The organism is Gulosibacter sp., assembly GCF_052090685.1.
Taxonomy (GTDB): Bacteria; Actinomycetota; Actinomycetes; order Actinomycetales; family Microbacteriaceae; genus Gulosibacter.
The window spans coordinates 16,971-38,410 of record NZ_JBQDBE010000018.1; the positions used below are offsets into that span (position 1 = coordinate 16,971).

28 protein-coding genes and 1 pseudogene are annotated in these 21,440 nt (G+C 61.1%); 28 read left to right on the forward strand and 1 reads right to left on the reverse strand.

Features of this window, described 5'->3' with window-relative positions:
* Positions 1-70: 70 nt before the first annotated feature.
* The gene (locus ACTHXA_RS11690; protein ID WP_441672552.1) at positions 71-1,924 is read left to right on the forward strand and encodes a hypothetical protein; all 1,854 of its coding nucleotides are present in this window, start codon (positions 71-73) and stop codon (positions 1,922-1,924) included.
* Positions 1,925-2,042: 118 nt separating this feature from the next.
* Here the strand turns inward: ACTHXA_RS11690 and ACTHXA_RS11695 are convergent, their stop codons facing one another.
* The gene (locus ACTHXA_RS11695; RefSeq protein WP_441672554.1) at positions 2,043-2,678 is read right to left on the reverse strand and encodes a TetR family transcriptional regulator C-terminal domain-containing protein; all 636 of its coding nucleotides are present in this window, start codon (positions 2,676-2,678) and stop codon (positions 2,043-2,045) included.
* 145 nt (positions 2,679-2,823) lie between these two features.
* Here ACTHXA_RS11695 and ACTHXA_RS11700 point away from each other — a divergent pair, with 145 nt between their 5' ends.
* The 27 genes and pseudogenes from ACTHXA_RS11700 (at position 2,824) to ACTHXA_RS11830 (ending at position 21,396) form a co-directional block, all read left to right on the forward strand.
* Positions 2,824-3,867, forward strand: a complete 1,044-nt coding sequence (locus tag ACTHXA_RS11700) for an agmatine deiminase family protein (protein WP_441672556.1) — start codon at positions 2,824-2,826, stop codon at positions 3,865-3,867.
* The gene (locus ACTHXA_RS11705) at positions 3,864-5,612 is read left to right on the forward strand and encodes an amidase (protein WP_441672558.1); all 1,749 of its coding nucleotides are present in this window, start codon (positions 3,864-3,866) and stop codon (positions 5,610-5,612) included. Before ACTHXA_RS11700 ends, ACTHXA_RS11705 begins: the two co-directional genes overlap by 4 nt.
* Positions 5,613-5,739: 127 nt before the next feature.
* On the forward strand, positions 5,740-7,143 hold the full coding sequence (locus ACTHXA_RS11710; RefSeq protein ID WP_441672560.1) for an APC family permease: 1,404 nt from the start codon (positions 5,740-5,742) through the stop codon (positions 7,141-7,143).
* Positions 7,144-7,553: 410 nt separating this feature from the next.
* A complete protein-coding gene (rpsJ, locus tag ACTHXA_RS11715; protein ID WP_026935977.1) occupies positions 7,554-7,862 on the forward strand; it encodes a 30S ribosomal protein S10 in 309 nt (102 codons plus the stop codon).
* Between the two features lie 8 nt (positions 7,863-7,870).
* Positions 7,871-8,524, forward strand: a complete 654-nt coding sequence (gene rplC / locus ACTHXA_RS11720; protein ID WP_441672562.1) for a 50S ribosomal protein L3 — start codon at positions 7,871-7,873, stop codon at positions 8,522-8,524.
* A 4-nt stretch (positions 8,525-8,528) separates the two neighbouring features.
* Complete coding sequence (gene rplD, locus ACTHXA_RS11725) at positions 8,529-9,179, forward strand: 50S ribosomal protein L4 (protein WP_441672564.1); 651 nt, start codon at positions 8,529-8,531, stop codon at positions 9,177-9,179.
* Entirely contained in the window at positions 9,176-9,475 is a 300-nt protein-coding gene (gene rplW, locus ACTHXA_RS11730) for a 50S ribosomal protein L23 (protein WP_441672566.1), read from the forward strand. Before rplD ends, rplW begins: the two co-directional genes overlap by 4 nt.
* Positions 9,476-9,495: 20 nt before the next feature.
* Positions 9,496-10,335, forward strand: coding sequence for a 50S ribosomal protein L2 (rplB, locus tag ACTHXA_RS11735; RefSeq protein ID WP_441672568.1), 840 nt, complete (start codon positions 9,496-9,498; stop codon positions 10,333-10,335).
* A gap of 15 nt (positions 10,336-10,350) precedes the next feature.
* Positions 10,351-10,632, forward strand: a complete 282-nt coding sequence (rpsS, locus tag ACTHXA_RS11740; protein WP_026935972.1) for a 30S ribosomal protein S19 — start codon at positions 10,351-10,353, stop codon at positions 10,630-10,632.
* Positions 10,633-10,656: 24 nt separating this feature from the next.
* Entirely contained in the window at positions 10,657-11,040 is a 384-nt protein-coding gene (gene rplV, locus ACTHXA_RS11745; protein ID WP_441672570.1) for a 50S ribosomal protein L22, read from the forward strand.
* Entirely contained in the window at positions 11,040-11,789 is a 750-nt protein-coding gene (gene rpsC / locus ACTHXA_RS11750) for a 30S ribosomal protein S3 (protein ID WP_441672572.1), read from the forward strand. The genes rplV and rpsC overlap by 1 nt, the downstream gene beginning before the upstream one ends.
* A 2-nt stretch (positions 11,790-11,791) precedes the next feature.
* Positions 11,792-12,208 carry a 50S ribosomal protein L16 gene (rplP, locus tag ACTHXA_RS11755; RefSeq protein ID WP_441672574.1) on the forward strand — a complete coding sequence of 139 codons (417 nt, stop codon included), beginning with the start codon at positions 11,792-11,794 and terminating at the stop codon, positions 12,206-12,208.
* A gap of 3 nt (positions 12,209-12,211) precedes the next feature.
* Positions 12,212-12,514, forward strand: coding sequence for a 50S ribosomal protein L29 (gene rpmC, locus ACTHXA_RS11760; RefSeq protein ID WP_441672576.1), 303 nt, complete (start codon positions 12,212-12,214; stop codon positions 12,512-12,514).
* Positions 12,514-12,819: a 30S ribosomal protein S17 gene (gene rpsQ / locus ACTHXA_RS11765; protein ID WP_441672578.1), complete on the forward strand. Its 306-nt coding sequence runs from the start codon at positions 12,514-12,516 to the stop codon at positions 12,817-12,819. Before rpmC ends, rpsQ begins: the two co-directional genes overlap by 1 nt.
* A gap of 42 nt (positions 12,820-12,861) precedes the next feature.
* The gene (gene rplN / locus ACTHXA_RS11770) at positions 12,862-13,230 is read left to right on the forward strand and encodes a 50S ribosomal protein L14 (protein ID WP_441672580.1); all 369 of its coding nucleotides are present in this window, start codon (positions 12,862-12,864) and stop codon (positions 13,228-13,230) included.
* A 2-nt stretch (positions 13,231-13,232) separates the two neighbouring features.
* Positions 13,233-13,577: pseudogene (rplX, locus tag ACTHXA_RS11775) on the forward strand (50S ribosomal protein L24); the annotation flags it as partial.
* A gap of 93 nt (positions 13,578-13,670) precedes the next feature.
* Complete coding sequence (rplE, locus tag ACTHXA_RS11780; RefSeq protein ID WP_441672582.1) at positions 13,671-14,255, forward strand: 50S ribosomal protein L5; 585 nt, start codon at positions 13,671-13,673, stop codon at positions 14,253-14,255.
* Positions 14,256-14,357: 102 nt separating this feature from the next.
* Complete coding sequence (gene rpsH, locus ACTHXA_RS11785; RefSeq protein ID WP_441672584.1) at positions 14,358-14,756, forward strand: 30S ribosomal protein S8; 399 nt, start codon at positions 14,358-14,360, stop codon at positions 14,754-14,756.
* Positions 14,757-14,762: 6 nt separating this feature from the next.
* The gene (gene rplF / locus ACTHXA_RS11790; RefSeq protein ID WP_441672586.1) at positions 14,763-15,299 is read left to right on the forward strand and encodes a 50S ribosomal protein L6; all 537 of its coding nucleotides are present in this window, start codon (positions 14,763-14,765) and stop codon (positions 15,297-15,299) included.
* Between the two features lie 2 nt (positions 15,300-15,301).
* Complete coding sequence (gene rplR, locus ACTHXA_RS11795; RefSeq protein ID WP_441672588.1) at positions 15,302-15,661, forward strand: 50S ribosomal protein L18; 360 nt, start codon at positions 15,302-15,304, stop codon at positions 15,659-15,661.
* Complete coding sequence (rpsE, locus tag ACTHXA_RS11800) at positions 15,658-16,398, forward strand: 30S ribosomal protein S5 (RefSeq protein WP_441672590.1); 741 nt, start codon at positions 15,658-15,660, stop codon at positions 16,396-16,398. Before rplR ends, rpsE begins: the two co-directional genes overlap by 4 nt.
* A complete protein-coding gene (gene rpmD, locus ACTHXA_RS11805; RefSeq protein WP_441672592.1) occupies positions 16,398-16,586 on the forward strand; it encodes a 50S ribosomal protein L30 in 189 nt (62 codons plus the stop codon). The genes rpsE and rpmD overlap by 1 nt, the downstream gene beginning before the upstream one ends.
* Positions 16,586-17,056, forward strand: a complete 471-nt coding sequence (gene rplO, locus ACTHXA_RS11810) for a 50S ribosomal protein L15 (protein WP_441672594.1) — start codon at positions 16,586-16,588, stop codon at positions 17,054-17,056. The genes rpmD and rplO overlap by 1 nt, the downstream gene beginning before the upstream one ends.
* Positions 17,057-17,130: 74 nt before the next feature.
* The gene (gene secY, locus ACTHXA_RS11815) at positions 17,131-18,492 is read left to right on the forward strand and encodes a preprotein translocase subunit SecY (protein WP_441672596.1); all 1,362 of its coding nucleotides are present in this window, start codon (positions 17,131-17,133) and stop codon (positions 18,490-18,492) included.
* Entirely contained in the window at positions 18,489-19,091 is a 603-nt protein-coding gene (locus ACTHXA_RS11820) for an adenylate kinase (protein ID WP_441672598.1), read from the forward strand. Before secY ends, ACTHXA_RS11820 begins: the two co-directional genes overlap by 4 nt.
* A 425-nt stretch (positions 19,092-19,516) precedes the next feature.
* The gene (locus ACTHXA_RS11825; protein ID WP_441672600.1) at positions 19,517-20,767 is read left to right on the forward strand and encodes a hypothetical protein; all 1,251 of its coding nucleotides are present in this window, start codon (positions 19,517-19,519) and stop codon (positions 20,765-20,767) included.
* Between the two features lie 50 nt (positions 20,768-20,817).
* Positions 20,818-21,396 (forward strand): sugar transferase, encoded by a 579-nt coding sequence (locus tag ACTHXA_RS11830; protein ID WP_441672602.1) that lies wholly within the window; start codon positions 20,818-20,820, stop codon positions 21,394-21,396.
* Positions 21,397-21,440: the final 44 nt, after the last annotated feature.

Below are 21,440 nucleotides of genomic sequence, written 5' to 3' on the forward strand. Positions count from 1 at the left end.
GCCCTGCAGCGCCCCCTTTCGTTGCTAAGGTCAGGAAATCGTCGGCGCATTCTGACTGAAATGGGGACCCATGACCAACGACCCGAATAATCCGCAGCAACCTGGATTCCCCGAACAGTCTGGGCAATCTTGGCAGTCCGGATCGCAAGGAGGCGATCAGTACGGCGCCGAGTCCGGCGGCGGCGCATACGGCAGTGGCACTTACGGCCAAGGTTCGTACGGCCAGGATGCTTCGGGTCAGGGTGTCTACGGGCAGGATACGTCCGGACAATCGAGTTACGGGCAGGGCAATCAGAGCCAAAGCAACTATGGCCAGGGCGACCAAGGCGAAGGCAACTACGGACAAGGGACCAACGGCCAAGGCTCCCAGGGACAGGGCTCCCAGGGCCAGGGCACTTACGGTCAGGGAACCTATGGACAAGGTACTTATGGGCAGCAAGCAGAGGCCCAAGGTGCTTACAACCAGGGCCCGTACAACCAAGGCACGTACGGGCAGAGTCATCCCGATCAGGGGCAATCCGGTCAGGGCGAGACCAACCAGGGTCAACCCAGCCAGGGGCAATACGGCCAGCCGCCAACAGCCACCTACGGTCAGGGTTATGCACCCGGCGGCCAACCACCGCAAAAGAAGTCGGGCCGCAAAAAGTGGTGGATTATCGGCGTGGTCGGTGTCGTGGTTATCGGGCTCCTCGCCTGGGGCGGCATCGCACTCTTTGGCAAATTTGGGGGCGCGAATAGCCCCGAAGCTGCCGTCGAGAACTACCTGACCTCGGCCGCATCCTTTAACATCATCGACACCGCGCTGAGTACGGCACCGAGTGAGCGGGCGATTATTCAGGATGCGGCGATGCAGCTTCGTGACGCCGACCTCGGCAAATCGAGTGGCGATGAAGACTCGGAAATCCCCTCCATCTTCGAATCTCTTGAGGACCTCGAAGCCGCGATCGACGTATCCCGTGACAACTTTGAATACGAAACGGAAGAGATTGTCGAAGGGGTTGAAGTCGTGACGATCACCGAGGGTGTGATCACCTTCGACGGCGACGAAGAAGCCTTCAAAGAAGCAATGGTCAACCTCGCGCGAGGGTTGCGCTACGAAGCTGAAGTTTCCAGCGGAATGAGTGAGGAAGAAGCACTTGAGCTCGCCTTCGAAGTCACCGATGAGGACCTCGACGTCGAGTTCCCCTACGAATACGACCTCGTCAACGGTGGCGATGACATGGAACCGCTGCCCGACTGGTTCGGCATCGTGACCGTTAAAGAAGGTAATGGCTGGTACATCAGCCAGTTCATGACCGGTGCACATTTCGCTGCGGCAGCCTTTGCCAACGGCATGGGTACGGGCACTGTTGACGTGAATATCGGGGATGAGGTGCTTGAGTCGGCACCGGCCGACAGTCCCGAAGCCGCAGGACTGCAGTTCACCGAGGGACTCATGGAATTCGTCTCGCTCGTCAACGGGCAGACCGACGTGGATGTCGAACTCGGTGTGAGCACCCTCACCGAAGCCGAGCGAACCCTCGTATCCCTGTTCCTGCTCCCGATTGTTGATGAAATGTCCGGTGGCTCGTCCGGGCCTGCATGGGGCGAGTTCGAGTTTGAAATCTCCGGTGGATTTGAGGAATTTGAGTATGGCGGTAAGACGATGATTCTTCCCGACGGGCTCCAACTCAGCGTCGAAGGCGATGACAGCGTCGAACTGGACGGCTATTGCGCCTCGATCATGGGGGAGGAGCCGGCGTGCCTCACCGACTGGGCGCCGTATTCAGAGCTCGGCTTTGACGAGCTCGGCCTCGTCGTTGTCCAGGAAGACGGCGGTTGGCTGGTGAGCCCGTACCAGACGGTCGAAATCTTCCTCGAGACCGCGACCGAGCGCTACCTCGAGCTGCGCGAAGAGGGCAATCTGGATGTCCTGTACGGCTGAGGCGGTCGGCTAGCGGTTTTCGCGATAAAAGGGGCGGCTTCGGTCGCCCCTTTTTCGTGTCTTCGGATGCGTCGAGGCGTGATGCCCGGGCGCATCGAAGAGGGGCGAAAGGATGCGGTCAGGACGCAAGCCAGCTGACGATCGTTTCGGCTTCGGCGCCCACGAGCGTTTCTGAGGCCTGCGCTAATCGCTTTGCGAAGAGCGCTGCATCGGTGCCGCGAGTCAGGGCGTGGGCGGCGATTCCATCGAGCATCGCGAGGAGTTGCCAGGCCACTGCGGCGGCATCATCCACCCGAAAGATGCCTTCGGCCTGACCCTGCCGGATGATCTCGGTGATGCAGTCCTGCCACGCCGCCATCTGTTCCTCAATCGCCGCGGCAAGCGCCGGGTTATTGCGGCCGAGTGACCAGGCGTCGACCCACACGAGTGTGATGTCGTTGTGGTCCCGGCGCAGCACCGTTGCGATCATCCGTGCGAGGCGCGCCGCCGCCCCGTCTTCGCTCTCGATTTCGGCACGGACTTCGGCAAGTTCGGCGCCGACGAGGTCGTGGAATGTTCGTGCGACCAGCTCATCCATGCTGCTGGCGTAATGCGCGACAAGCCCCGAGGCCACACCGGCTCGCGCTGCCACCGCGCGCAAGGTGAGGGCGGATAAGCCCGCTTCGCGCGCCAGGGAAGTGGCTGCGTCGTGTATTTCCTCGGAGCGCTGTTCGGGACTCTTGCGGACGCGTGGTCGGGAAGGGGCTGTTGACATGGTGCCTCCAGTGTAAGATCATAGTTATTGATCGAGTGATCAATAACTTGAAATCAGGATGGAATTCACGGGACAGCGACGTTCCGATTTCGAACCCGGATCGCCGCCACTCAGCAACAAGCAACCCAGTGACAAAGGAGACGACATGGCCTGGCAGATGCCACACGAAGCGGATGCGCACGAGCGCACCTGGATGGCCTTCCCTCGGGCGGGCAAGACGCTCGGCGAAGGTGCCGAGTATCAGGAGACCGCGTACCGCGCGTGGAGTGAGACAGCGCTTGCAATTGCCGAGTTTGAGCCGGTCACGATGGTGGTCGATCCGACTGAGATGACTCGCGCGAAGAATATGCTCGGCGGGGCGATTGAGATCTTCGAGGCTCCGCTCGATGAATTTTGGATGCGCGACTTCGGCCCGACATTCGTGCTCGACGAACAGCGCCCCGGCGTCCTCGGCGCGGTCGACTGGATCTTCAACGGCTGGGGAGCACCCGCCTGGGCCGAGTGGCAGGTCTCCGCCCAGATCGCGCGGATCATCACGGAACACCTTGGCGCACAGCTCGTGAGCTCTGTGCTGGTGAATGAGGGCGGTGGCATCCACGTGGACGGGGAAGGCACGGTGCTGCTCACCGACACGGTACAGCTCGACCCGAATCGCAACCCCTTCGCGGACAAGCCCCGAGTCGAAGCCGAAATGGCCCGCACCCTCGGAACTGAAAAAGCGATCTGGCTGCCTCGCGGACTCACCCGCGACTATGACGAGTACGGTACAAACGGCCACGTCGACATCGTTGCCGCCTTCGCGTCACCGGGACAGGTGCTGTTGCACCAGCAAAATGACCCCGCGCATCCCGACTTCGAGGTAACCCGCGAGCTCAAAGCGCAACTCCAGGCCGAGACCGATGCCGCCGGACGACAGCTTGAAGTGATCGATGTCCCCGCACCGACGACGCTGCGCGACGACGAAGGCTTCGTTGACTGGAGCTATCTCAACCACCTCGTGGTCAATGACGGCATCGTCGTCTGCGGCTTCGGGGAAGATGAAGCGGATGCTCGCGCCAGAGAGATCTTGGAGGGCGCCTACCCGGGTCGTCGGGCAGTGACCGTGGATGCGCGGCCCATCTTCGATCGCGGTGGTGGCATTCACTGCATCACGCAGCAGCAGCCACGGGTGACGGGAGCTGCGCAATGAACGATGCAGCGCGCAATCCGGCGCGAGATGAAGTAACCAGCAGCACGGACGACACGTTCGACGTGGTGGAAACCTCGATCGCCGACCTCCGAGCCGCACTCGAAGCAGGCGCCGTGACGAGCGTTGAGCTCGTGCGTGCCTACCTCGCGCGCATCGACGCCTACGACGGGCCCAAAACCGAAACCGCGTTGAACTCCGTGATCGTGCGAAATCCCGCGGCGCTCGCGGAAGCCGAGGCCGCCGATGCGCGTCGTGAGGCTGGGGAGGTGCTCGGACCGCTGGACGGCATCCCTTATACGGCGAAGGACAGCTACCTCGTCGAAGGCCTCACCGCTGCCGCCGGTTCACCCGCGTTCGCGGAGCTTGTCGCGCAACGCGACGCGTTTACGATCGAGCGACTTCGCGCGGGTGGTGCGATTTGCCTGGGGCTCACGAATATGCCGCCGATGGCGAATGGCGGGATGCAGCGCGGCGTCTACGGTCGAGCAGAAAGTCCGTACAGTGCCGAATGGCTCACCAGCGCATTTGCCTCCGGTTCCTCAAACGGATCCGGCACCGCAACCGCGGCAAGCTTCGCGGCATTTGGACTGGGGGAGGAAACCTGGTCGAGTGGCCGGGCCCCCGCATCCTGCAACGCGCTCTGTGCATACACCCCGAGCCGCGGCGTGATTTCCGTGCGCGGCAACTGGTCGCTCGTGCCAACGATGGATGTCGTCGTGCCGCACACGCGCACGATGGCGGACCTCCTCGAGGTGCTCGAGGTCATCGTTGCCGATGACCCGGATACCCGCGGTGACTTCTGGCGCGCTCAGCCGTGGGTTGCGGTGCCGCAGGCCTCCGAGGTTCGTCCCGAGTCGTACACCGCCCTCGAGTCAGCCGACTTGCGCGGCAAGCGACTGGGCGTGCCGCGGATGTACATCAACGCCGACCCGGATGCGGGCACCGGCACCACGATCGGTGGCCCCACCGGGAGGCGTATCGAGACCCGCGACTCAGTCATCCAGCTGTGGGAGGAGGCACGCCGCGACCTCGAAGCTGCGGGTGCCGAGGTTATCGAAGTCGACTTCCCGGTGGTCTCGAATTACGAGGGCGACCGTGCCGGCGCACCGACGCTTGCCACACGAGGGCTTGTCTCACCCGAGTTCTTGCGCCGCGAGATCATCGATCTCTCGGCCTGGTTCTGGGACGACTTCCTTCGCGCCAACGGTGATTCGCGCATCCCTTCGCTCGCGGGAGTAAACGGTGCGGAGATCTTCCCGGCGCCGGCAGGCGCACTGCCTGACCGCTATACCGGATTCGACGACGATATTGCGACCTACCCGGCTCAGGTGCGCGAGCATCCTTATGAGCAATTCACCGACATCCCGCACCTCGAGGAGGGCGCCCGCGGTCTCGAGGAGACGCGCCGCGTCGATCTCGAAGAGTGGATGGACGACCTCGGACTCGACGCCGTTGTCTTTCCCACGATGGCCGATATCGGTCGGGCTGACATGGACGTCAACCCGGAATCGGCGGAAGCGGGCTGGCGCAACGGTGTCTGGGTTGCCAACGGCAACCTCGTGCCGCGTCACCTTGGGGTTCCCACGGTCACCGTTCCGATGGGCACGCTCACGGATATTGCCATGCCCGTGGGGCTCACCATCGCCGGTCGTGCCTACGACGACTCGGCGGTGCTTGCGCTCGGGCTCGCGTTCGAAGCCACGGGCAGTCGCCGCACCGAGCCACCGCGCACGCCTCGGCTCTAGGGGCTCGGCTCACCCCGCGCCACCGCCACAGCGTCGGCTCACACCGCGTCGACTCACCCCGCGCCAGAGCACCACACCGCTGCACCGACGCATCAACACCCCATCAGGATTTACAAGGACGTAACTCATGACTTCCACCGCACCGGCGACCCCTCGCCGCAGCCTCAAACAGCGCCACGTCGTCTTTATCGGACTGGCCTATATGTCACCGTTCGCCGTGTTCGACACCTTCGGCATCGTCTCCGAAATCACTCGCGGGCACGTGCCGATGTCGTACATCATCATCACGATTGCGGTGCTCTTTACCGCCTTCAGCTACGCGAAGATGGTGCGCGTCTATCCCTCGGCCGGTTCTGCCTATACTTACGCGCGACGCACCATGTCGGCGCCGGTTGGCTTCCTCGTCGGCTGGGTCGCGCTACTCGACTACCTCTTCCTGCCGATGATCAACGCGCTACTCGCGAAGATCTACCTCTCGGCACAGTTCCCGGATGTGCCGGGTTGGTTGTGGATCGTCGGGCTACTCGTGATCATCACCGCGCTGAACATCATTGGCGTGCGCGTGAGCGCCTCGGCAAACATGATCATGGTCGTTTTCCAAGCCCTACTTGCCATCGTGTTTGCAGTGCTGGCAGTGCAGGCGATCCTCGCCGACGACCTGCTCAGTTTTACCTTTGCGCCGTTCTACTCGGTATCGGCCGACATGCTGAGCCTCATCGGCGGCGCCTCGGTGCTCGCGCTGGCATTCCTCGGCTTCGATGCGGTGACCACGCTGTCGGAAGAGACCGTCGACCCGCGTCGCACAGTGCCACGGGCAATCATGTGGATCGCGGGGCTGGGCGCAGCCTTCTTCGTAGCGATTACCTACATCATGCAGACCTTCGTGCCCGACCTCGAATCCTTGCAGGCCATCGCGGATGACATCGAAGGCGCTTCCCCTTATATCGCGCTCGCCATCGGTGGCATTGTCTTTCAGACGATCTTCCTTGCCGGAGCGACCATCTCGGTATTGTCCTCCGGTCTCGCATCGCAGCTCAGCGCATCCCGCCTGCTCTATGCCATGGGGCGCGACGGCATCCTCGCGCGCAAGCTATTCGGATACGTACACCCGAAACTCGGCACGCCAGTGTTCAATATCGTGCTGATCGCCGTCATCTCGCTCGTCGCGCTCGGTCTCGATTTGAATGCCGCGACGTCGCTGATCAACTTCGGCGCCTTCACCGCATTCGCATTCGTCAACCTCTCGGTGATCGCGTTCTGGCTACGGCACCGTGGTACGGAGCACGTCGTGGGCACCGGCGGTCGAGCATCGGTACTCACTTGGACAGTGGTGCCTGCGATCGGATTCCTTATTAATGCTGCGCTGTGGGTGAGCCTCGACCAGCTCGCGATGACGGTGGGGCTCATCTGGGCCGGTGTGGGCGTGCTGTACCTCACGTGGCTCACGCGAATGTTCCGCCGCCCGACGCCTGATTTGGCCTTCGATGAAGCTGAAGAACTGCCCACCGGGGTAGTGCGGACCGAAGAGTAGGCGTTAAAGTAGTCGAGCCTTGCATGGGGGAGCATAGGAAAATGCGCTCCCCAAAGGAATTGAGAAAATTCCGACACGCCCGGGTTGCACGAACTTCAACTCGCGGTCTACACTTGCATAGTTCAACATTTCGAGCGCGCTTTTAGGCAGGCGCTCGAATCACTGTCGCGATTGTGATGTATCGCCCGCCTCTGCGGAGCAGGTACTTCCTCCGGCAGCAGAGCACGGCTCCGGTATCACCGGGGAAGGCCCACGGGCCTTGTCCAATGATGCCGTACATCAGCCTGAGCGTACGCGCTTACGGGCCGGTGAACTTGACAGAAAAACAGTGGTGCACGCCAAAACTGCTAGCGCAGTCCGGGTAATGCATGTGAGGCCAGTTAACAGCCCCAACGAATTAGGAGTAGGACATGGCGGGACAAAAGATCCGCATCCGACTGAAGTCGTATGACCACGAGGTCATCGATAACTCCGCGCGCAAAATCGTCGACACCGTAACGCGCGCTGGTGCATCCGTCATCGGGCCCGTCCCGCTGCCGACGGAGAAGAACGTGGTAACGGTTATCCGTTCGCCCCACAAGTACAAGGACAGCCGCGAGCAGTTTGAGAAGCGCACCCACAAGCGTCTGATCGACATCGTCGACCCCACGCCGAAGGCTGTCGACTCGCTCATGCGTCTCGACCTTCCGGCAGACGTCAACATCGAGATCAAGCTCTAGAGGAACTCATGCCTACCGCTACTAAGACCTACAAGGGGCTGCTCGGCACCAAGCTGGGCATGACCCAGCAGTGGGACTCCGAAAACCGGATGATCCCCGTCACCGTCATCCAGGTGAGCCCGAACGTTGTCACGCAGATCCTGAACAACGAAAAGAACGGCTACGAAGCGATCCAGATCGCTGCCGGCGCCATCGACCCCCGCAAGGTGAACCAGCCCGCTGCCGGTCACTTCAAGGCTGCCGGTGTCACCCCGCGTCGCCACCTCACCGAGATCCGTACCGCCGATGCTTCGGACTACGAGCTCGGCCAGGAACTTACCGTCGAGCTCTTCGAAGCCGGCCAGCTGGTCGACGTCGTTGGTACCTCGAAGGGTAAGGGTTTCGCTGGAACCATGAAGCGCCACAACTTCAAGGGTGTGGGCGCATCGCACGGTCAGCACAAGAACCACCGTAAGCCCGGTTCGATCGGTGCATCCGCGACCCCCAGCCGTGTCTTCAAGGGCACGCGCATGGCCGGCCGCATGGGTGGCGACCGCGTTACCGTCCAGAACCTCACGGTTCACGGCGTTGACGTCGAGCGCAACCTGCTCCTGATCAAGGGTGCCGTTCCCGGCGCCAAGGGTCGACTCGTATTCGTCCGCAACGCAGTGAAGGGGGCCTAGCCAAATGGCTGCCAACACCATTGACGTCCTCGACGCAACCGGCAAGAAGTCCGGCACCGTTGAGCTTCCCGAGTCGATCTTCGGTCTCGAAGCCAACGTCGCCCTGATCCACCAGGTTGTTGTCGCCCAGCAGGCTGCTGCCCGCCAGGGAACCCACAAGACCAAGAACCGCGGCGAGCGCTCGGGCGCCGGCCGCAAGCCGTTCAAGCAGAAGGGCACCGGTAACGCCCGTCAGGGTTCGATCCGCATGCCGCAGCACCGCGGCGGTGGTATCGTCCACGGCCCCACGCCCCGCAACTACGCGCAGCGCACCCCCAAGAAGATGATTGCTGCAGCACTCCTGCAGACTCTCTCGGACCGCGCACGCAACGGCCAGATCCACGTCTTCACCGAGCTCGTCTCGGGTGACGTCCCCTCGACCCGCAGCGCGATCACCGCATTCCGTACCGCAGCGCAGGGCCGCAATGTCCTCGTTGTCGTTGGCCAGGATGACCAGATCACCCGCAAGTCAGTCCGCAACGTTGAGTACGCACACGTGCTCACCCAGGACCAGCTCAACGCCTACGACGTGCTGAACGCGGACGACGTTGTATTCCTCAAGGATGCCTTCGACGGCTTCGTTGAGTCCAAGACCAGCAAGGAGTTGCAGGCATGAGCGCCATCAACAAGGACCCGCGCGATGTCATCATCCGCCCGGTGATCTCGGAGAAGAGCTATGCACTCATCGACCAGGGTCAGTACACCTTCGAGGTGGCACCCGAGTCGAACCGCGCCGAGGTGAAGTTCGCTATTGAGCAGATCTTCAACGTCGACGTCGCACGCGTAAACATCATGAACCGACAGGGCAAGACGCGTCGTACCCGCTTCGGTACTGGCAAGCGCAAAGACATCAAGCGCGCCATCGTCACCCTGAAGTCCGGCACCATCGACATCTTCACGAACGTCGGCTAACCGGAGGACTGAGATAAATAATGGCGATTCGCAATTTTAAGCCCACGACCCCTGGTCGCCGCGCCGGTTCGGTTTCGGAATTCACCGAGATCACCCGCAAGACCCCGGAGAAGTCGCTGCTCAAGCCACTTCCCAAGACCGGTGGCCGCAACAACCAGGGACGCATCACCACCCGCCACATCGGCGGTGGCCACAAGCGTCAGTACCGTGTCATCGACTTCACCCGTAACGACAAAGACGGCGTGAACGCGAAGGTTGCACACATTGAGTACGACCCGAACCGCACCGCGCGCATCGCGCTGCTGCACTTCGTGGACGGCACCAAGCGTTACATCCTCGCGCCAAACCGCCTCAAGCAGGGCGACATCGTGGAGTCGGGCGCACAGGCCGACATCAAGCCGGGCAACAACCTGCCGCTGCGCAACATCCCCACGGGTACCGTTGTGCACGCCGTTGAGCTCCGCCCCGGTGGCGGTGCCAAGATGGCACGTTCGGCCGGTGCTTCGGTACGTCTCGTTGCTAAGGACGGCCCCTACGCACAGCTCCGTCTGCCCTCGGGTGAGGTCCGCAACGTGGATGCACGCTGCCGCGCCACCGTTGGTGAAGTCGGTAATGCCGAGCAGGCCAACATCGACCTCGGTAAGGCCGGCCGCAAGCGTTGGAAGGGCGTTCGCCCAACCGTCCGCGGTGTCGTGATGAACCCGGTCGACCACCCACACGGTGGTGGTGAGGGCCGCACATCCGGTGGTCGTCACCCCGTCAGCCCGTGGGGCCAGAAGGAAGGCCGCACTCGCAAGCCGAACCTCGAGTCTGACAAGTACATCGTCCGCCGCCGTCCGTCCGGCAAGAAGCGCAAGTAGTAGGAGTTCAAGAAGATGCCTCGCAGTCTTAAGAAGGGCCCCTTCGTAGACGAGCACCTGCTACAGAAGGTGCTTAAGCAGAACGAAGCCGGTTCGAACAACGTCATCAAGACCTGGTCACGCCGCTCGATGATTGTGCCCGACATGCTCGGTCACACCATCGCGGTTCACGATGGTCGCAAGCACATCCCGGTGTTCGTCACCGAATCGATGATTGGCCACAAGCTCGGCGAATTTGCGCCGACCCGCACCTTCCGCGGTCACGAGAAGGACGACAAGAAGGGTCGCCGCCGCTAACGCGGTGGCTAGAAGGAGGAAATTATGGTGGAGTCGATCGCCCGCGCGCGACACATCCGCGTTACCCCTCAGAAGGCTCGCCGCGTCGTCGACCTGATCCGCGGTAAGCAGGCGCTTGAAGCGCTAGCCATTCTGAAGTTTGCACCCCAGGGTGCGTCAGAGCCTGTATACAAGGCCGTTGCTTCGGCAATCGCGAACGCGCGAGTCAAAGCAGACAATGACAATGAGTACCTCGATGAGCGCGACCTGTACGTCAGCACCGTGTTCGTAGACGAGGGAGCAACGCTGAAGCGCTTCCGTCCGCGTGCCCAGGGCCGTGCAGGACGCATCAACAAGCGCACCAGCCACATCACCGTAGTGGTGTCGACCCCCGCGGTTGACGCTGTTGAGCAGGAGGCGGCGAACTAATGGGCCAGAAAATCAATCCGTACGGTTTCCGCCTCGGTATCACCACCGACCACCGGTCGCGTTGGTACGCGGACTCCACGAAGCCGGGTCAGCGCTACGCCGACTACGTCAAGGAAGACATCCAAATCCGGAGCTTCCTCACCGAGTCGCTCGACCGCGCTGGTATCTCGTACATCGAAATCGAGCGCACCCGTGACCGCGTCCGCGTCGACATTCACACCGCCCGCCCGGGCATCGTGATCGGTCGCCGTGGTGCCGAAGCAGAGCGCATCCGTACCGAGCTCGAGAAGCGCACCGGTAAGCAGATCCAGCTGAACATCCTCGAGGTGAAGAACCCCGACCAGGAAGCACAGCTCGTCGCTCAGGGAATCGCAGAGCAGCTCGCCGCACGTGTGGCATTCCGCCGCGCAATGCGTAAGGGCCTCCAGGGAGCACAGCGCGCTGGCGCCAAGGGTATTCGTATCCAGGTGTCGGGCCGTCTCGGCGGTGCTGAAATGAGCCGCTCGGAGTTCTACCGCGAGGGCCGCGTGCCCCTGCACACCCTTCGCGCCAACATCGACTACGGCTTCTATGAAGCGAAGACCACTTACGGTCGCATCGGTGTCAAGGTGTGGATCTACAAGGGTGACCTGACCAATAAGGAGCTTGCTCGCGAGCAGGCCAATCAGAAGTCGTCGCGCGACAACCGCGGCGACCGTCCGCGCCGCAACCGTCGTAACGAGCAGGTTGCCGCGGGAGCGGAGGGCTAAGAATGCTGATTCCACGTCGAGTAAAGCACCGTAAGCAGCACCACCCGGGTCGTTCCGGCCAGGCTACCGGTGGCACCAAGGTGTCGTTCGGTGAGTACGGCATCCAGGCGCTGACCCCGGCCTACCTGACCAACCGTCAGATCGAGGCTGCACGTATTGCCATGACCCGTCACATCAAGCGTGGTGGAAAGGTCTGGATCAACGTATTCCCGGACCGCCCGCTCACCAAGAAGCCCGCTGAAACCCGCATGGGTTCCGGTAAGGGTTCCCCCGAGTGGTGGGTTGCCAACATCAAGCCCGGCCGTGTCCTCTTCGAGGTCGGCGGTATTGATGAGGAACTGGCTCGTGAAGCACTCACCCGTGCAATTCACAAGCTGCCACTCAAGGCACGCATCATTACCCGTGAGGAAGGCGAGTAAGACATGGCGATTGGATCGAAAGAGCTCGCCATTAACGAGCTCGACACAATGGAGAACGGCCGTCTTGCAGACGAGCTGAAGAAGGCCAAGGAAGAGCTGTTCAACCTGCGCTTCCAGGCCGCAACCGGCCAGGCCGAAGAGCGTGGACGCATCCGCGCCGTCAAGCGTGACATCGCTCGCATCTACACGGTGCTCCGTGAGCGCGAGCTCGGTATCCGTGCGACTCCGACCCCCGCCGAAAAGCCTGCGAAGAAGACTCGCGGCAAGAAGGCAGAGGCCGCTGCGACTAACGAGGAGACCAACTAATGGCTGACACCACAACTAACTCGGCTGCAGCTGAGGTCACCGGCGAGACGCTTCAGCGCAACTACCGCAAGACCCGCCGTGGCTACGTCACCAGCGACAAGATGGAAAAGACCATCGTCGTCATGGTTGAGGACCGCGTGAAGCACCCCCTTTACGGCAAGGTGATTCGACGCTCCACCAAGATCAAGGTGCACGACGAGAACAACACCGCCGGTATCGGCGACCTCGTCCGCATCGCAGAGACCCGTCCCCTCAGCGCCACCAAGCGCTGGCGGCTGGTCGAGATCCTCGAGAAGGCGAAGTAGGCCCTCGGCCACTTCGCTGTACACAGCCAAGGAGACTGACACATGATTCAGCAGGAATCCCGACTCCGTGTCGCCGATAACTCAGGCGCCAAGGAGCTGCTCACCATCCGCGTGCTCGGAGGATCGGGTCGTCGCTACGCCGGCCTCGGTGACACCATCGTCGCAACGGTCAAGGACGCAATCCCCGGTGGCAACGTGAAGAAGGGTGACATCGTAAAGGCTGTCATCGTTCGCACGAAGAAGCCCACCCGCCGCGTTGACGGTTCGTACATTAAGTTCGACGAGAACGCAGCCGTCATTCTGAAGACTGACGGCGACCCCCGCGGTACCCGCATCTTCGGCCCAGTGGGCCGTGAGCTGCGTGACAAGCGGTTCATGAAGATTATTTCGCTCGCTCCGGAGGTGCTCTAACCATGGCGAAGATTCGCAAGGACGACCTTGTAGAGGTCATCACGGGCACCTCGCAGGACCGAGGCGGCGACCGCGGCAAGCAGGGCAAGGTACTCGAAGTACTCGTTGCCGAGCAGCGCGTGATCGTTGAAGGCGTCAACTACGTCACCAAGCACGTGCGCGAGGGTCAGACCCAGCGCGGCACGAAGACCGGTGGCCGCGAGACCGTGGAAGCACCCATCCACGTTTCGAACGTTGCCCTCGTCGACCCTGAGACCGGCCGCGGCGCACGCACCGGAATCAAGGAAGAAGTTGAAGACCGGGACGGCGTCAGCAAAACGGTACGTACCCGCGTCTTCAAGCCTTCGCGCCGCGCAGCTAAGCCTGCCGAAAAGGCAGAGAAGAAGACCACCAAGAAGGCCTCCGCTAAGAAGGCCGATGCAAAGGACAGCGAGTAGCGCATGACTGACACTGCCACGGGAGCTGGCAAAATCCAGCCCCGACTCAAGGTGAAGTACCGCGAGGAAATCAAGGCGAAGCTCCAGGAAGAGCTCGGCGTCAAGAACATCAACCAGGTTCCTACCCTCGAAAAGATCGTAGTGAACATGGGTGTTGGTCGCGCCGCGCAGGATGGCAAGCTGATTGAGGGTGCAATCAACGACCTCACCCTCATCACCGGTCAGAAGCCAAAGGTCACTCGCGCACGCAAGTCGATCGCACAGTTCAAGCTTCGTGAGGGCCAGCCCATTGGCGCTCACGTCACGCTGCGCGGCGACCGCATGTGGGAGTTCCTCGACCGCCTGCTCTCGCTCGCACTGCCCCGCATCCGCGACTTCCGCGGACTCTCGGACAAGCAGTTCGACGGCCAGGGTAACTACACCTTCGGTCTCACCGAACAGGTGATGTTCCACGAGATCGATCCTGATAAGATCGACCGCCCCCGCGGTATGGACATCACTGTTGTTACGACCGCGCAGGACGACGAATCCGGCCGTGCACTTCTGCGCACGCTCGGCTTCCCGTACCACGCAGGGCTCAGCCAGTAGGTTTAGCCCACCTGCCCACCCGCAACCGCGGGTGGGCATTCCACCAAAGGTCGGCGCTCCGTGTACGGGGCGTCGAAACCAGGCGAAAGGAAACACCGCGTCATGACTATGACCGACCCCGTCGCAGATATGCTCACGCGTCTGCGTAACGCGAGTAAGGCACACCACGATTCAGTGGCAATGCCGAGCTCGAAGCTCAAGAAGAGCATTGCTGACATCCTCAAGCGCGAGGGTTACATCACCGAGTGGAACGCAGATACTGCCCGCGTCGGTGAGACCCTCAACATTTCGCTGAAGTTTGGCCAGGACCGCCGCCCCGCACTCTCGGGGATCAAGCGCGTGTCAAAGCCGGGACTTCGCGTATACGCAAAGTCGACCGAGCTGCCCACCGTTCTCGGTGGCCTCGGCATTGCGATCCTGTCCACTTCCTCCGGAATCCTCACGGACCGCGAGGCCGATGCGAAGGGCGTAGGTGGGGAAGTCCTCGCTTACGTATGGTGATTCCACATGTCGCGTATTGGTCGTCTACCCATTCAGATTCCCAGTGGCGTTGAAGTAAAAATCAACGGCGCTGACGTCGCGGTCAAGGGCCCCAAGGGTGAGCTTGCGCTCACCATCGCCGAGCCGATCGAAGCTTCGATCGAAGACGGACAGGTGCTCGTCACCCGTCCGAACGACGAACGTGAATCACGTTCGCTGCACGGCCTGACCCGTACCCTCATCTTCAACAACATCGTCGGTGTGACCGAGGGCTACAAGAAGTCGCTCGAGGTCGTCGGTACCGGTTACCGCGTCCAGGCCAAGGGCAACTCGCTTGAGTTCGCACTCGGCTTCTCGCACCCCGTGTCCTTCAACCCGCCCGAGGGCATCACCCTCGCGGTAGAAGGTCAGAACAAGATCACGATCAGCGGAATCAGCAAGCAGCAGGTCGGCGAGACCGCTGCGAACATCCGCAAGATCCGTCCCCCCGAGCCGTACAAGGGCAAGGGCATCCGTTACGAAGGCGAACACGTCCGCCGCAAGGCCGGAAAGGCTGGTAAGTAAGCATGTCTCAATCGAGCAAGCAAGCAGCCCGTGGCCGTCGCCACGCACGGTTGCGCAAGAAGATCACCGGAAACGCGCAGCGCCCGCGTCTGGTTGTTACTCGTTCGGCGCGTCACGTATTCGTCCAGCTCATCGACGATGTGCAGGGCCACACCGTCGCATCGGCATCCACGATGGAAGCCGACCTGCGTCAGCTCGACGGTGACAAGACCGCAAAGGCACGTCGCGTTGGTGAACTGCTTGGCGAGCGCGCCAAGCAGGCTGGCGTCGACACCGCAGTATTCGACCGCGGCGGCAACAAGTACGCCGGTCGCGTTGCGGCCATCGCCGATGGAGCACGAGAGGCAGGGCTGAACCTGTGAGCGAAAACATCGAAAACAAGATTCCCGACAGCGTTCCCGACAACATTGCTGACAAGCCGGTAGAAACCGCCGCTGCCAGCGAGTCGAGCCGGGATGCAGGCGACGACCGTCGTCAGCGTCGCGGTGGCAACCGTGACCGTCAGCAGGGCGGCGGCCGCGGTGGACGCGGTGGCCGTGACAACGCCGCTGAGAAGAACGAGTTCCTCGAGCGTGTCGTCACCATCAACCGCGTCTCCAAGGTCGTCAAGGGTGGTCGTCGTTTCAGCTTCACCGCACTCGTCGTCGTGGGTGACGGAAACGGACTCGTTGGTGTCGGCTACGGCAAGGCACGTGAGGTTCCCCTCGCAATTGCGAAGGGTGTCGAGGAAGCGAAGAAGAACTTCTTCCGCGTCCCTCGCGTCCTCAACACCATTCCGCACCCCGTTCAGGGTGAGTCTGCTGCCGGTGTAGTGCTCCTGCGTCCGGCTGCCGAGGGTACCGGTGTTATCGCCGGTGGTCCGGTTCGTGCAGTACTCGAGTGCGCTGGCATCCACGACGTGCTGAGCAAGTCGCTCGGTTCGTCGAACACCATCAACATCGTTCACGCGACGGTGACCGCACTGAAGATGCTCGAAGAGCCTCGTGCAGTTGCTGCTCGTCGCGGTCTCGCCGTCGAGCACGTGGTACCGGAGCGCATCCTCCGTGACCAGGCACGTGCTGCTGACGAGGCTGCCAAGGCTGCAAAGGTTGGTTCCTAATGGCTACTTCCTTCAAGGTAACGCAGATCAAGTCGGTTATCAGCGAGAAGCAGAACCAGCGCGATACGCTTCGCTCGCTCGGTCTTAAGCGAGTCGGCCAGTCGGTCGTTCGTGAAGACTCGCAGCAGCTCCAGGGCTACCTGCGTGCGGTCGCTCACCTCGTCAAGGTTGAGGAGATCAACGAATAATGACTAACAACGAAAACGCCAATGAGCAGGAAGAGCGTGCGCTGAAGCTGCACGACCTTCGCCCCGCTCCCGGCGCGAAGAAGTCGCGTACCCGCAAGGGCCGCGGTGAAGCATCCAAAGGTAAGACCGCTGGTCGCGGTACCAAGGGCACGCGGGCACGGACCACCGTGCCACTCGGGTTCGAGGGTGGCCAGATGCCACAGCACATGCGTACTCCGAAGCTGCGCGGGTTCAAGAACCCGTTCCGCAAGGAATACCAGGTTGTGAACCTGTACACGCTTGCCGAGCTCTACCCGGAGGGCGGCGACGTCACTACCGAAGACCTCGTCAAGAAGGGTGCCGTTCGCAAGAACGAACTCGTCAAGGTACTCGGTACCGGAGAAATTACGGTTAAGCTGAACATTGCGGTTGATAAGGTCTCAAGCTCTGCAGAGCAGAAGATCGTAGCCGCAGGCGGCTCCGTCGAGTAAAATTCCCAAATGCGGGGTCGGCTGCGTCCGACCCCGCATTTGTTACGTCACCAACGCGAAAGCAGGATGCAAGCGTGTTCAGCGCCATTTCCCGGGTGTTTAAGACCCCCGACCTTCGTCGGAAGATTCTGTTCACCCTCGCCATGATCGCGATTTACCGCATGGGTACCGCGATCCCGGCGCCGTTCGTCAACTACAACAATGTGCAGCAGTGTGTGGCGGGCATTGGCGTAGGCGACCAAAACAACCTGTTCAATATGCTGAACATGTTCTCGGGTGGGGCGCTCATGCAGCTGTCCATCTTTGCGCTCGGCATCATGCCCTACATCACGGCATCGATCATCGTGCAGCTTCTGCGCGTGGTCATCCCGCACTTCGAATCGCTGCACAAAGAGGGGCAGTCGGGCCAGGCAACGCTGACGCAGTACACGCGTTACCTCACCATCGGGCTCGCCGTCCTGCAGTCCACCACGCTCCTCACCACCGCACGCACCGGTGCGCTCTTCGGAGTCTCCGGAAACGCGGCGTGTGAGAACGTCCTCAACTTCGTTACCGAGGCCACCGGCCTTGACGTCACCACCAATGTGCTGCGCATGCTCATGATGATCATTGCACTCACCGCCGGCACCGCAGTCATCATGTGGTTCGGCGAGCTCATCACCGAGCGCGGCATCGGTAACGGAATGTCGCTACTCATCTTCACCTCGATCGCCGCGAGCTTCCCCTCCGGTATGTGGTCGCTTATCTCGGGTGCCGGTGGCGTCTTCACCTTCGTCGTCATCATCCTGCTCGCCTTTGGCGTGCTCGTCGCGGTGGTCTTCGTTGAGCAGTCACAGCGTCGCATCCCGGTGCAATACGCACGAAGGATGGTGGGCAAGCGCACCTACGGTGGCCAGTCCACCTACATCCCGATCAAGGTCAACCAGGCCGGTGTGATCCCGGTGATCTTCGCTTCCTCGCTGCTGATGATTCCGGCGCTGATCGCCCAGTTCAACCAGCCCGCGCCCGGTGAGTCACCTGCCGAGTGGGTCGTGTGGATCCAGAACAACTTCATGACCGGTGACACACCGCTCTACATGCTCGTGTACTTCCTGCTCACGATCGGGTTTGCGTACTTCTACGTCTACATCGCGTTCAACCCGGATGAAGTGGCCGAGAACATGCGTAAGCAGGGCGGCTTCGTGCCGGGTATCCGTGCCGGACAGCCCACCGCCGACTACCTCAGCCACGTGCTGAACCGCATCACCTTCCCGGGTTCGATCTACCTCGGTATCGTCGCGCTGCTGCCGCTCATTGCGCTTGCAACCGTCGGTGCCAACGCGAACTTCCCCTTCGGTGGTGCCTCCATCCTGATCCTCGTGGGCGTCGGTCTCGAGACCGTCAAGCAAATCGACGCTCAACTCCAGCAACGCAACTATGAAGGACTGCTTCGATGACGAACACCGCTGCCATCCGTCTGCTGATCGTTGGTGCCCCCGGCGCCGGCAAGGGAACGCAGGCCACCGGCCTCGCCGAGGCTTACGGCATCCCCGCTATTTCGACCGGCGACATCTTCCGCGCGAATATCAAGAACGGCACCGAACTCGGTAAGCGCGTGCAGGAAATCACCGCACAGGGTCAGCTCGTTCCCGACTCGCTGACGAACGATCTCATTGCCGACCGGCTCACCGAAGACGATGTTGCTCCGGGGTTCCTGCTTGACGGATACCCGCGCACCGTCGGCCAGGTCGAGTTCTTGACCGAACTGCTCGCTCGTGACGACGCGAAGCTCGACGCCGTCGTGAAGCTCGAGACCGACACGGATGCGGTGGTCCAACGACTGCTCAAGCGTGCGGAAGAGCAGGGTCGCGTTGACGACACTGAAGACGTGATCCGTCACCGCCAGGAGGTCTACCAGGCTGAGACGGCGCGCGTGATTGATGCTTACGCTGAACAGGGCGTTGTCGTCGAGGTCGACGGTATGGGAACCGTCGACGAGGTGGCACAGCGCATCCTCGACGGCCTCAAGGCTCGAGGGCTCGAACCCCGTAAGTAGCTCTCGGGCTGCGTCTGCTCCCCAGCATCCGGAATTTTGCCGGAGCCTGGGGAGTATTTCGTTTTCCGTGCGGTCTGGTTCTGTCTCGGTATAGGTCGCCTCTCTGAAAAAGTGCCACGGATGGATGCGACACGCGACGACACGCCGGGAAATGGCCCTCTCGCGGCACTTTTTCAGATGGTGAGGGCTGCGGGTAGGGGTGCGGAGGGCTGCGGAGTGAGGGCTGAAGTTGAGAACTGCCGGAGAGGGATGAAAGGAAGGAATGCGGGGAATGTGTAGAACCGTGCACTGCCAGGAATATGAACTTCCGCCCGGTTGACTACCGTAAAGAGGAGTGTCTGACGCAACCGACAAAAATGAGGCTTCGACTCGTAAATGTCGGAAGGAACTGCGGAATTGAAGCGATCTGAGAAGGAATTTCTAGCATGGAAGCACTGAAGGACTCGCCAGATTTCCTCCCGCCCACACCCGCATACGTGCTGGACGTCCCACTCCTGGACCGCCTCGTTACTAGCTTTGAAGAGGCTCTCGAGAATCACTGGCCGAATTACGTGCTCTCATATTCGGTAAAGACCAATTCTCTGCCGTGGCTCTTGGCATATATGCGTCAGCGCGGAGTCTGGGCAGAGGTCGTCTCCGACACTGAGTACGAACTGGCACTCGAAACCGGCCATCACGCCGACCGCATCGTCTACAACGGGCCCATCAAGGGCCGCGAGAGACTGCGCGCGGCGCTGCTTGAATGTTCCATCGTCAACCTTGATGCCAAACGTGAAGTTGAATGGGCTGCGGAACTCGCTGCCGAGCGCCCCGACGTAATGTTCAAGATCGGACTCCGAGTCAATTGGGACCTTGAATCCCGCGTTCCTGGCGAGAGCACCGCGGGCGACGAGGGAAGCCGGTTCGGTTTCAACGCGGAGAACGGTGAACTCGATCAAGCCATTGCAAGGCTCACTGCGGCCGGGGCGAGCGTCGCCGGATTACATATGCACCGCAACTCCGTGTCGCAGAGTCTGGCGGTGTATCGCGCCGCTGCTGCCGTTGCTGCGGAAATTATCACGACACGAAACCTTGACTTGGAATGGCTCGATATCGGGGGAGGGTTTTTCGGAAACTTGGAAGGGAGTCCAACCTTCGACGAGTATGTTTCAGTCATAAGAGCGGGAATAGAACATGTGGTGGATCCGGATCGGACAAGACTCATCGTTGAGCCTGGCGGTTCACTCGTCGCGATTCCTCTCGAATTCCACGCCAGCGTTATCGATGTGAAAAAGGTTGATACGCGAACATTCGTCGTCACGAATGCTAGCCGCATTAATATCGATCCGAACTTTCGTCGCATTCGCCCATACAAAGTCACTTCCGATGCTCGATCTGATGAGGTTCTTTCGGAACAAATCATCAGCGGATTCACCTGTATCGAGGAAGACCGCATCATGCGGCTGAAGGATGCTGTCGCGCTTCAACCTGAAGATCGAATCGTGTTCTATCGAGTCGGCGGCTACACGATGTCTCATCAACAGCTATTTATCGAGTATCTCCCCGCCGTGTATGTGCGTGATGAAGATTCACTGACGCTGGTGCGAAGCAAATGGGGCGTGCGGGAGTTCCTGCAAGGGAACCAATGGACTGCTGGCGGCGGGCTCGTCGCGGCTACTGCTGGAGACTCGAACTAAGCATGGGACAGCGAAGATTTCGAAAACGGTACGACCTCGTCAAACGTGTCTTGGACGTCGTCGGAGCTACTTCCGGGCTGATCATCCTGTCGCCGGTTCTCGGAGCAACGGCGCTCGCCGTGAGAATCAACCTCGGAAAACCCGTGTTGTTTAAACAAAAGCGTCCTGGTCGTGATGGCCGAATATTCACACTCCTCAAGTTTCGTACGATGCTGGATGCTCCGCCAACACCGATCGAGGTCGATGATGACGCGGAACGAATGACACCATTCGGGACGAAACTGCGAGCATTGAGCTTGGACGAACTTCCCTCGCTCTGGAATGTTCTCAGGGGGGACATGAGCATAGTTGGCCCACGGCCGCTAGTAGTCGAATATCTGCCTCTGTATTCGGCTGAGCAGGCGCGTCGGCATGAAGTCCGTCCCGGAGTCACCGGTCTTGCGCAAGTAAATGGCCGCAATGATCTGAATTGGGTAGAGAGATTTCGCATGGACGTCGACTATGTGGATCGACGTAGTTTCTGGCTTGACCTGACTATCGTATTGAGTACTTTTGCGGCGGTGTTCGGACGCAAGGGCATTTCTGCTGATGACCACGTAAGCGTCCAGCCATTTACGGGCACACCGTGACCAAAAACCCATTCAGCTGCAATCTCGATCAGGTAATCAGAAAG

What these genes read in the sequence shown, in the direction of transcription:
- ACTHXA_RS11690 (WP_441672552.1), top strand. Translation starts at nt 71, where the DNA reads ATGACCAACGACCCGAATAATCCGCAGCAACCTGGATTCCCCGAACAG.
- ACTHXA_RS11695 (WP_441672554.1), bottom strand. Translation starts at nt 2,678, where the DNA reads ATGTCAACAGCCCCTTCCCGACCACGCGTCCGCAAGAGTCCCGAACAG.
- ACTHXA_RS11700 (WP_441672556.1), top strand. Translation starts at nt 2,824, where the DNA reads ATGGCCTGGCAGATGCCACACGAAGCGGATGCGCACGAGCGCACCTGG.
- ACTHXA_RS11705 (WP_441672558.1), top strand. Translation starts at nt 3,864, where the DNA reads ATGAACGATGCAGCGCGCAATCCGGCGCGAGATGAAGTAACCAGCAGC.
- ACTHXA_RS11710 (WP_441672560.1), top strand. Translation starts at nt 5,740, where the DNA reads ATGACTTCCACCGCACCGGCGACCCCTCGCCGCAGCCTCAAACAGCGC.
- rpsJ (WP_026935977.1), top strand. Translation starts at nt 7,554, where the DNA reads ATGGCGGGACAAAAGATCCGCATCCGACTGAAGTCGTATGACCACGAG.
- rplC (WP_441672562.1), top strand. Translation starts at nt 7,871, where the DNA reads ATGCCTACCGCTACTAAGACCTACAAGGGGCTGCTCGGCACCAAGCTG.
- rplD (WP_441672564.1), top strand. Translation starts at nt 8,529, where the DNA reads ATGGCTGCCAACACCATTGACGTCCTCGACGCAACCGGCAAGAAGTCC.
- rplW (WP_441672566.1), top strand. Translation starts at nt 9,176, where the DNA reads ATGAGCGCCATCAACAAGGACCCGCGCGATGTCATCATCCGCCCGGTG.
- rplB (WP_441672568.1), top strand. Translation starts at nt 9,496, where the DNA reads ATGGCGATTCGCAATTTTAAGCCCACGACCCCTGGTCGCCGCGCCGGT.
- rpsS (WP_026935972.1), top strand. Translation starts at nt 10,351, where the DNA reads ATGCCTCGCAGTCTTAAGAAGGGCCCCTTCGTAGACGAGCACCTGCTA.
- rplV (WP_441672570.1), top strand. Translation starts at nt 10,657, where the DNA reads ATGGTGGAGTCGATCGCCCGCGCGCGACACATCCGCGTTACCCCTCAG.
- rpsC (WP_441672572.1), top strand. Translation starts at nt 11,040, where the DNA reads ATGGGCCAGAAAATCAATCCGTACGGTTTCCGCCTCGGTATCACCACC.
- rplP (WP_441672574.1), top strand. Translation starts at nt 11,792, where the DNA reads ATGCTGATTCCACGTCGAGTAAAGCACCGTAAGCAGCACCACCCGGGT.
- rpmC (WP_441672576.1), top strand. Translation starts at nt 12,212, where the DNA reads ATGGCGATTGGATCGAAAGAGCTCGCCATTAACGAGCTCGACACAATG.
- rpsQ (WP_441672578.1), top strand. Translation starts at nt 12,514, where the DNA reads ATGGCTGACACCACAACTAACTCGGCTGCAGCTGAGGTCACCGGCGAG.
- rplN (WP_441672580.1), top strand. Translation starts at nt 12,862, where the DNA reads ATGATTCAGCAGGAATCCCGACTCCGTGTCGCCGATAACTCAGGCGCC.
- rplE (WP_441672582.1), top strand. Translation starts at nt 13,671, where the DNA reads ATGACTGACACTGCCACGGGAGCTGGCAAAATCCAGCCCCGACTCAAG.
- rpsH (WP_441672584.1), top strand. Translation starts at nt 14,358, where the DNA reads ATGACTATGACCGACCCCGTCGCAGATATGCTCACGCGTCTGCGTAAC.
- rplF (WP_441672586.1), top strand. Translation starts at nt 14,763, where the DNA reads ATGTCGCGTATTGGTCGTCTACCCATTCAGATTCCCAGTGGCGTTGAA.
- rplR (WP_441672588.1), top strand. Translation starts at nt 15,302, where the DNA reads ATGTCTCAATCGAGCAAGCAAGCAGCCCGTGGCCGTCGCCACGCACGG.
- rpmD (WP_441672592.1), top strand. Translation starts at nt 16,398, where the DNA reads ATGGCTACTTCCTTCAAGGTAACGCAGATCAAGTCGGTTATCAGCGAG.
- rplO (WP_441672594.1), top strand. Translation starts at nt 16,586, where the DNA reads ATGACTAACAACGAAAACGCCAATGAGCAGGAAGAGCGTGCGCTGAAG.
- ACTHXA_RS11820 (WP_441672598.1), top strand. Translation starts at nt 18,489, where the DNA reads ATGACGAACACCGCTGCCATCCGTCTGCTGATCGTTGGTGCCCCCGGC.
- ACTHXA_RS11825 (WP_441672600.1), top strand. Translation starts at nt 19,517, where the DNA reads ATGGAAGCACTGAAGGACTCGCCAGATTTCCTCCCGCCCACACCCGCA.